The 9,391-nt window shown below is 67.1% G+C and carries 6 protein-coding genes; 3 read left to right on the plus strand and 3 right to left on the minus strand.

Going from position 1 to position 9,391, the window contains the following annotated elements:
* A partial coding sequence (locus tag K9L28_10620; protein MCF7936781.1) for a right-handed parallel beta-helix repeat-containing protein occupies positions 1-2,201 on the minus strand: 2,201 nt, incomplete at its 3' end.
* A 318-nt stretch (positions 2,202-2,519) separates the two neighbouring features.
* On the opposite strand from K9L28_10620, the gene panC reads away from it, so the two are divergent.
* Genes panC through K9L28_10635 form a run of 3 tightly spaced genes read left to right on the plus strand, consistent with a single transcriptional unit; the run spans position 2,520 to position 5,145 of the window.
* A complete protein-coding gene (gene panC / locus K9L28_10625; GenBank protein MCF7936782.1) occupies positions 2,520-3,386 on the plus strand; it encodes a pantoate--beta-alanine ligase in 867 nt (288 codons plus the stop codon).
* Positions 3,383-4,228, plus strand: coding sequence for a 3-methyl-2-oxobutanoate hydroxymethyltransferase (gene panB, locus K9L28_10630; GenBank protein ID MCF7936783.1), 846 nt, complete (start codon positions 3,383-3,385; stop codon positions 4,226-4,228). Before panC ends, panB begins: the two co-directional genes overlap by 4 nt.
* Positions 4,225-5,145, plus strand: a complete 921-nt coding sequence (locus K9L28_10635; GenBank protein MCF7936784.1) for a 2-dehydropantoate 2-reductase — start codon at positions 4,225-4,227, stop codon at positions 5,143-5,145. The genes panB and K9L28_10635 overlap by 4 nt, the downstream gene beginning before the upstream one ends.
* Positions 5,146-5,171: 26 nt before the next feature.
* On the opposite strand, the gene K9L28_10640 is transcribed toward K9L28_10635, so the two are convergent.
* Positions 5,172-8,594, minus strand: coding sequence for a hypothetical protein (locus K9L28_10640; protein MCF7936785.1), 3,423 nt, complete (start codon positions 8,592-8,594; stop codon positions 5,172-5,174).
* Positions 8,591-9,391: hypothetical protein (locus K9L28_10645; protein ID MCF7936786.1), on the minus strand; the 801-nt coding region annotated here is incomplete at its 5' end. The genes K9L28_10640 and K9L28_10645, both read right to left, overlap by 4 nt.

Genomic DNA, 9,391 nt, shown 5'->3' on the forward strand with positions numbered 1-9,391 from the left:
TCGAAGGTGTAGCTGCCGGGCGTCCCCACTCCGCGGCCGTCCACGGAGACCACCCGGATGTCGTAGCCGCTGTCCGGGGCGATCTCAAAGGTCTGGCTCTCGTCGAAGGAGAGCCGGATGTCCCCGGAAGGCACCACGCTGCCGTGGGCGCCCTCGATGGCGGTGATGCGGTAGCTCCGCTTCCCAAAGGAGGCGCTCAGGGTGTGGTTGGCCTGGACATCCGTGAAGACCACGGTGTGGCCTGCGGCGGGGTCGGTCACCTCGCCCATGAGGGAGACGTCGTCGCTTTCCAGCTCCGTGATCCGGTAGCCCCGGTCCGGCGAGACGTCCAGGGAAACCCTGCCGCCCCTGGCCACAAGGGGATCGTCCGGGGAGATCCTGCCGTTGCCGGTCCAGTCGGTGGTGATGGCGTAGCTCCAGTCCTGCAGCTCGAAGGCCCCCATGTCGTAGCCGTCGCCGAAGGGGCGGGGCTCGCCGCGCTGGTCGGCGGAGATGTCGGAATCGAGGATGTCGTTGGAGGCAGCGATCATGATGTCCGGGGAGGCGCTGTTCCAGGCCGGGCTGTCCGCCGCGATGGTGCAGGTCTCCGTGGGGCCGCCGTTGTCGGCCAGGGGACCCAGCAGGGGGTCGGCGCTGGTGTTGTGGCTCGACGTGCCCACCAGCTCGTTGGGGGCGCTGTCGAAGACCACGCTGTAGGTCACCCTGGGATTGCTGAGGAACCAGCTGACGATCTCGTTGTTCATCTCGTCGGCGAGAATGCAGTTGGTCACCATGGGACTGCTGCTCATGACGTTGAACATCCCGCTGCCGATCTCCTGGGTGCTGGCCTCGGTATTGCCCGTGAAGGTGCAGCTGGTCACCACCGGGCTGCTGCTGTCCATGTTGAGCATCGCGCCGCCGCCGAAGTTCGCCCAGTTGCCGGAGAAGGTGCAGTTGACCACAATGGGACTGCTCCGCTCGTTGGCCATGCCCCCGCCGGCCCCGAAGGGACCCTGGGGGTTCTCCGAGAGCGCCCGCCTGTAGGCCTGGCGGCTCATGCGCTCCAGCGCGGGCTGCTCTTCGCCGGAGTAGGTCACCCGGTTGTCCACAAAGGTGCAGCCCTCGACTGTGGGGTGGCCCCGGTCGTTGAACATCCCGCCCCCGTACCGCTCGGCCTCGTTCTCCGCAAAGGTGCTGCCCGTGATGTCGGGACTGCAGGAGGCGTTGACCAGACCGGCGCCCACCACGGCCCGGTTCTCGCTGAAGACGCAGCCCGACACCACGGCGTCGCTGTCGTCGTTGCCCATGCCGCCGCCGAGCTCCGCGCTGTTCCCCGCAAAGGTGCAGCCCTCCAGACTGGGGCGGCTGCCGCCGTAGTTGAGCATCCCCCCGCCCAGCGTCGCCCGGTTGTCCTCGAAGCGGCAGTCCGTCAGCGTCGGGTGGCTGCCCAGGTTGTTCACCATGCCGCCGCCGGTGCCCTCCCCCATGTCCTCCAGGCCCACCGCGGTGTTGCCGGAGACGGTGCAGCCGCTGTAGCTGGGGCTGCTGTCGTAGCAGTAGACGCCGCCGCCGATATTCGCCCAGTTGTCGGAGACGGTGCAGTCCTCGAAGATGGGGCTGCTGTCGCCGGAAAGCAGAATGCCGCCGCCCCAGTGGTCGGTGTAGTCGTCGCTGTCCACCTCGCCGCCCACATCGCCGCTGAGCACGCCGCCGGCCACGCCCCAGGCGATGGTCACCCCCTGGAGCCGGGTCTTGTTGCCGATATTGTCCTCGGAGGCCACGCCGCTGCAGAAGAGCACGTGGTAGCTGTTGTCGTCACTGGCGGGAGCTCCGATGTTGCCGCTCAGGGTGGTCACGTAGCGGTCGGGGTTCCGCTCGGAGAAATCCGGCGCCCAGCCGCCTTGTACGGTGACCCCTTCGGCGAGGGTGAAGGACTGGGCCTGGTCGACACTGTCGGGCGCGTCCGCGGAGGTGGGCTTGTAGGTCCCCTCCGCCACCCTCACCTGGTCCGCCGAATCGGCGCTCACCTCAATGATGGTGCGCAGATCCCAGGACCCCGCCGGATCGTCGGAGGTGGCCCCGCTCCCCCCGCCGTTTTCCGTCACGTACCAGTAGTCGTAATCCCGCGCCTCCACCGGCGTGCCGGCCAGGCAGAACATCCCCGCCAGAAGCACGACCAGACCGAGCATGAGTGGTCCACATCGTTCCGTAGATCCTTTCATAGAACTCCCTCCTATCCTCTTCCACATATCCTCTTCCACATATCCTGGGATGGAAACGGCCACGTCACGTGCGTCTCCATCGGAACACAAGCTCATCGATCCCCCAGCCGCTCCGGCATCCGCAGGGAGACCAGGGGGATTTCCCAACATTCTTCGATGCATGGTATGATAAAGGGGTTGTGTATGCGGAATATCCTTTCGGCTACGGGGAAAATGTCCACAACAGCCGTCTCTCGTCGCCCTGTTTCGGAAGCCGGCAGGATAGCAACCTATAAATATGTATTTTACCATAGATACTGGTGAAAGAAGGTGGGATCCGTGCAGTTCGCCGCAACCATAGAGAGCGCACGCGGCATCCGGGCGGCGCAGCAGGAGAGGAGCGTGGGCCTGGTACCGACCATGGGCTACCTCCACGAAGGGCATGTATCGCTGGTGCGCCGGTGCCGGGAGGAAAACGAGATCACCCTGGTCAGCATCTACGTCAACCCCACCCAGTTCGGCCCAGGCGAGGATCTGGAGCGCTATCCCCGGGATCTGGGGCGGGATCTGGCCATCCTGGAAGACGAAGGGGCCGACCTGGTCTTCGCCCCCGGGGATGCCGAGCTCTACCCCTCCGGCTTTTCCACCTACGTGGAGGAAGAGCGGCTCAGCCGGGTCATGTGCGGCGCCTCACGGCCGGGCCACTTCCGGGGGGTCTGCACCATCGTGGCCAAGCTCTTCAACATCCTCACCCCCCACCGTGCCTACTTCGGAAGGAAGGACTACCAGCAGCTCCAGATCATCCGGCGGATGACCAGGGACCTCCACATCCCCGTAGAGGTCATCGGCTGCCCCATCGTGCGGGAATCCGACGGCCTGGCCAGGAGCAGCCGCAACGGATACCTCACGCCGGAGGAACGACAGCGGGCGGCCTCCATCAACCGGGCGCTGAAACTCATCCAGAGGAGGTCGGCCGAAGGCCAAGATGACACCGCCTCCCTGCGCGAGACAGCGCTGGCCTCCCTGCGGGAGGAGGCGTCCATCGAACCGGAGTACCTGGACATCCGCGACGCCGAGACACTGGAGACACTGGAGACCGTGGACCGGCCCGCTGTGGCCGCCATCGCCGCGCCGGTGGGCGCGGCCCGGCTGATCGACAACGTGCAGCTGGAACCACCAGCAGAAAGAGGAGGAAACAGACCATGAAGCGTATCACCCTGGGCAAGCTCCAGCAGATGAAGGAAGAAGGCGAACCGATCGTCATGCTCACCGCCTACAGCACCTGGCAGGCCAAGCTGGCCGACGCGGCCGGCGCCGAGATGCTCCTGGTGGGCGACTCGCTGGGCATGGTGGAACAGGGTCTGGAGGACACCGTGGGCGTCACCGAGGAGATGATCCACATGGCCTCGGCGGCCGTGATGCGCGCCCGCCCCAGGGCCTTCGTGGTGGGCGACATGCCCTTCCTCTCCTACGAGGTGGATACCAGGGAGGCGGTGCGCAACGCCGGCCGGCTGGTCAAACAGACCGGCGTGGACGCGGTGAAGATCGAAGGCGGCGTCAACCGGGCCGAGACCATCCGGGCGCTGGTGAACGCCGGGATCCCCGTGGTGGGCCATGTGGGGCTCACCCCCCAGTCGTCGACGCTGCTCGGCGGCTACAGGGTGCAGGGCAAGGACGCCGGGCGCGCCCGGGAGGTGCTGGACGACGCCCTGGCCGTCGACAGGGCCGGGGCGAGCGTTCTGGTGATGGAGTGCATCCCCGCGCCGCTGGCCGAACGGATCACCGCGGAGTGCGCCATCCCCACCATCGGCATCGGCGCCGGCGTGGGCTGCGACGGCCAGGTGCTGGTCTTCCACGACGTACTGGGGCTCTACAGCGGCGGCGTCTCCCCCCGCTTCGTCAAGCGCTACCTGGACGGCGCCTCGGTGCTGGGCGAGGCCCTGACCGCCTACCGGGCGGAGGTCAAGGACCGGAGTTTCCCGGCCGACGAGCACAGCTACGGCATGGACCCGGAGATCCTCGACGGACTGGAGCGCCGCTCTTCATGATCGTCACCGTCGTCGGCTTCGGCGCCCTGGGGGGACACCTGGCCGCTCTGCTGGACCGGTCGGGCAGAGAAACCACGCTGCAGGCCCTCCAGCATCCGGGAGAGCATCTGGAGGTCTGCATGCAGCGGGGACTCCGCTGGGAGAACAGCGCCGGCGAGGAGCACACCCTCCACATCCCCATGGCCACCGAACCGGAAGCGCTGGAGCCGGCCGATCTCGTCCTGGTGGTGGTGAAGGCCTACTCCACCGCCGATGTGGCGCCCCTCATCCCCTCGCTCCTCAAACCGGACGGCGTGGCGCTGAGCCTCCAGAACGGCCTGGGCAACGGCGCGATCCTGGCCCGGACCTGCCCACTGGACCGCCTGGCCCTGGGCACCTGCACCTGGGGAGCCTTCAAGCCCACCCCGGGGGCGGTCCGGGGCGGCACGGAGGGGGCCATCCGCCTCGGCCCCTACGACGGCAGGAGCGATCTGCGGTGGGTGGCCAACGCCCTGGACATCCGTGGGCTCAACGCCAGCCATCTGGACGAGCCCTTCGGCGCCCTCTGGGAGAAGGTGATCGCCAACACAGCCATCAACCCGGTGACCGCCCTGGTGCGCCGCCCCAACGGCGTGCTGCTGGAGCACGAACCCAGCCGCGAACTGGTCCGCCGGCTCTGCGCCGAGGCCGTCGCGGTGGCCCGGGCCGAGGGCTACCCCTTCGACACCGACACACAACAGCAGCGCGTGGTCGCCGTGCTGGAGGGTACCCGGGGCAACCGCAGCTCCATGCTCCAGGATGTGGAGCAGATGCGCCCCACCGAGGCCCAGGCCATCACCGGCGCCGTCCTGGAGCGGGGCAGCGCCCACGGCCTCACGCTCCCCACCCTCGCCACGGTCCACCGGCTGATCGAGACCATCGACGCCTCGCTGGGGTAGGCCGGCGGGGGTGACCCCCGCCGGCCTCACGAATCGGCCGGCTGCTCCAGGGCGGCCACCATCCGACGTGCCTCCCCGGGTGCCACGCTCCCGCCTGTCCGGAACAGAACCTCCCGTTCGCGTTCCTCCGGCGACAGGACCGGTCTGGGATCCAGATAGCCCTCCGCCTCCAGCCATTCGGCCAGCTCCTCGGCCTTGCTCCTGTGGAAACGGTGCACCTCGCCGCCACGGAGCGCCGCCATCAGCGCATCGGCATCGCCGTTTCTGGCCCGGGCGAGCTCGGCCACACTGTCGATAAACCTCTCCGAGACAGCTCCGGAGCGCTCCAGGGCGCTGCGGTCCACGGGGAAACCGCGTCCCTGTGACCACAGCTCCACACAGAGTCGGGCGATACGACAGCGCCCCTGGAGCTGTTCCCGCCGATCCTCCGGGAAAGCATGGGGTGCGGCGGCGCTCTCCAGCAGCCGCTCCAGAGGCCCCAGGCGGTCCACCCCCCATTGGTCCAGCAGATGGTGCAACAGCGCCAGATCATCCCGCAGAAGATAGAAGAGATGGATATCTCCGGCGTCGGCCGGAGCACCCAACTGCAGGGCTGGCACGCCGATCAGAGCGGCGTATTCCTCTGGGGAGCTCCCCTCCGGCGGGGGAACCGGCTGCGGATCGGTCACGGCGTACTCCTCCGGATCCTGCGGAGAACCACCGAAGCGCAGCGCCGAGAGATCAAGGTGGTGGACCACATCGCCGACAGCATATTCCCATCGCCTAACATCGGCGTTCTCGGCGGAGAGGTAGAAGATCTGCCGATCCTCCCGCTCCGCCGTTTCGGCCAGATTGACGGCGATCTGCCGGAAACGCTCGGGATCAGTGGTGGTCAATGCCTCGTCGAGGAATACCGGCAGCGGCATGCCCTCTTCTTCCAGCAGAGAAAGCCAGGCCAGACGCAGAGCCATGAGCAACTGCATCCGGGTCCCTGTGGAGAGCGTCTCCGGATCCTGGAGCAGATCCTGCAGGCTGTCGCGTACCCGGATAGCCCCGGTGTCATCCACCTGCAACTCGTAGCGGTAGTTGGTGTACCAGGCGAGCCGCTCCCGGGCCGCTTCGATGACGGGGGGCTCCTGCTCGGTCCGGTACGCCTCGGCCACATGATCCAGGACAAACCGGCAGGCCTCGGCATGGAGGGCCCGGTCGAAGGCATCCTGCAGATCGTCGCGGGCCTTGTCCCGCTTCAGGCGGGCTCGCTCCAGCTTCCGGTCGCTTCCCGCCTGTTCCAGCTTTGTCCGCAAAGAGCTGCGATCATCACGGAGTTCTTCGGTCCGGTCAGCAATCTCCCGGAGCTCCTGGAGCTGCGTTTGCAGGGCCATGTCATCGCCCGCTTCCACCAGTTCGGCCAGTTCCTTCTCCCCGGCCAGATCGTCACGGCGCACCTCCTCGCGCACCTGGGCGCTGTGCCAGGTCTCCCGCTCCTGCTTGTACTCCGCAAATCTCTCGCAGCGCTCCAGCAGACTGCTGCGGTCATCGGGGGGCAAGCCGGCGTCATCGTAGAGCTTGGCAAGGGCGGCATCGCTCCGCCGGATCTCTCCATCCAGACGCCGGAGCTCACGCTCTGCATCAGCGATCTCGCCTTCCGCGTCCCGGAGTTTTTCCATCCGGGCAACCAGTGCATCGAAGGCTGCCTCCACGGTGGATGTGTCTGCATCATTAATAGTCAGCTCGTTGAAATGCTGCGACAGAAAACGGGAGGCCCGAACCAGACGCTTCCGGATCTCCTGTTCGGTACGGTCTTTCTGTTTCTCGAGCTGCAGCTGCTCCCGTCGCGCTTCGTCCACCTCACGCACAAGACCGGCAAAGCGGGCGAATCCCTCCGCCGTCAGCTGCGGGTCGAATCCAAGCTTGTCGGCCAGAGCCTGTCGTTCTTCTTCCAGTCTGGCCAGCTCTTCCTGTTCCCGCTTGAGATCACCACGGAGCGCCTCGGCACGGCGGGACCGCTCGGCCCGGAGCTTCCCTTCGGTCTGCTCTCTTTCGAGATGCTCCAACCGTCCTTCCACCGCCCCGACGTTCCAGGACTCCGGTGCGTCTCCGCCTTCGGCGACACCGCGCTCCAGCTCCCGTCGAGAGAGCAATCCGGTCACCAGCTGCCAGAGAACCACCAGGGAGCCGCCTGCCGCAGCGAGAGCACAGATCAGCACCGGTACAGCGCCGTCCAGACCGGCCCACAGGGCGGCCGCCAGGGCAGCGGCCAATGCCGCAGCGCCACCCCAGAGACTCCGGGAACAACGGCTGCTGTCGAAGGCACGCAGCCAGCGGCGGAGCTCTCTGGTAACCTCTCTGAGTCGCTCCAGACGCTCTTCATCCCCAGGGGGAACCTCGGTTTTCTCCTGAAGCTCCCGCACCCGGCGGGTGGACGTACGGAGCCGCTCGGCCAGACTGACAGCCTGATCAACCTCCGCCGGACCGATGGAGAGCCGCCGGTCGTCTCCGGACCGGAGCTGTTCCGCGGCGGTGCGTTCCCTCGCACAGGCCCTGTCCAGCTGCCCGGCAAGCTGGTCAACGGTGGTCCTGTATTCCCTGACCTCCGCCAGATTCCGTCTGCAGGCCTCTATGGCAGCGTCTGGGGGCTTACTGTCGGCGACGCCGGTTGCGTCCCGTCGTTCCTCCGCCAGGCGGAAGCGTTCCCCGGTCTCGCGGCGTGTTCTCTGCAGCCCGTCGCGGCGTTCCTCCAGCTCCTGGAGACGATCCGCTTCATCGCCATTGAGGAGGTCCATGCCTGGGGGGAAGAGCCCCAGCCGGGTCTCGGCCTCCTTCCGCTCCCGGCGCGCTTGGCTCCACTCCACGGCATGCTGCACCTGCCCGGCCCGCCGGGCCGCTTCCTCAGCCTCCGCGATCTTCTGGTTCAGCTGGGGCAACCGTTTTCGCTGACCGTCCAGGTGCTCGTAGTCCTCGGAACACTGCCGCAGGTGCTGTTGCGCCTCCCGTAACGCTCTCTCCTCCTTTCGGCCGTGCTGTCTACCTACCGTAAAGAGGGCATCGTTGCGGAGGGCATCCAGATCGAAACCGCCGTAGAGCTCCTGCCGCAATCGCCGTCGGATCTCCTCCTCGGTGGCGCCCGTCTGGATGAGCTCCCCCATGGAGAGCCAGTAGCAATGCAGCATCTCGCCCCGGGGCAAAGGAGGGCGGGGGGCGCTGCGCCCCTCCCGCTGCCAGCCCACTTCGCTGCCGGCCCGGTGCACGCACCAGCTTTCCTCTCCATAACGGAACTCGGCCCCCAGGAGCAACGACCCCCCCGACGCCTCCACCCTTTCGTCGATGAGATGATGCAGAGCACGCACCAGGCTGCTCTTTCCGGAGGCATTGGGGCCGGTCACCACCGTCACGCCAGGGCCGATATCCTCCAGGGTAAAGCCCTTCAGGATACCTGGCAGATGAGTGATCTCCAAGCGTTCCAGCTTCACGAGGTTCCCTCCTTCTGGGCCAGCATCCTGTCCAGCACCTCCAGACCCGCCAGGCGAAGCCGCTCCGCCACCGTTTCATCATCCAGGGCAGGTTCACCCAGAGGCTTCCACCGGGGCTGTCCGGTCTGCTGCCGGAAACGGCCCCCGGCCTGCTCAATCAGTGCCTGCCTCTCCGGGTCTTCGGGGTTCCGTTCCAACAGCAGCAGCTGGCGGGCCAGCACCCCGGGAGGACTGCTCTGCCGGGCAAGTGTTTCAAGATCCATCTCCGGTCTGGTGGCGTACTGGAGGGTGTGGACAAAGTACTGGATGGCCCCGCCGGTGGAGAGGATCTCCCCATCCAGGGCTCCCAGCAGAGCCTCCACCTCCCGGCGTCGTCCGGTCCGTCCCGTACAGATGACGTGGAGTCCCGCCGCCTCCGGCGGCTCTCTCCGGTCCAGGAGGATCCGGTCCAGTCCCCGCACCGCATCGAGCAGCCTGTCCTGGGCCTCGGCGGGCTCCTCGATATCGGTGAGGTCCACAGCGAGTCGCTCCCAGTGCAGAGGAGCCATCCCCCACTGCTCCAGACTGGTGATACGCCTCCCCTCCACGGTAACCACCCAGGGACCGTGGAGGCCAGTCTCGCCTGGATCCAGACCGGTCACCGATCCCAGGTAGCCCACCGGCCAGTCGGCGGTGAAACGATCGGGGGCATGGATGTGCCCCAGCAACCACCCATCCAGTTCTGCGGCAGCCAGATCTGCGGAAGCCACCGGGGCGTATCCGCCTCCCGAGGCATCGCGGTCGCAGTGCAGGAGGCC

It is taken from the genome of Synergistales bacterium (assembly GCA_021736445.1).
GTDB lineage: Bacteria > Synergistota > Synergistia > Synergistales > Aminiphilaceae > JAIPGA01.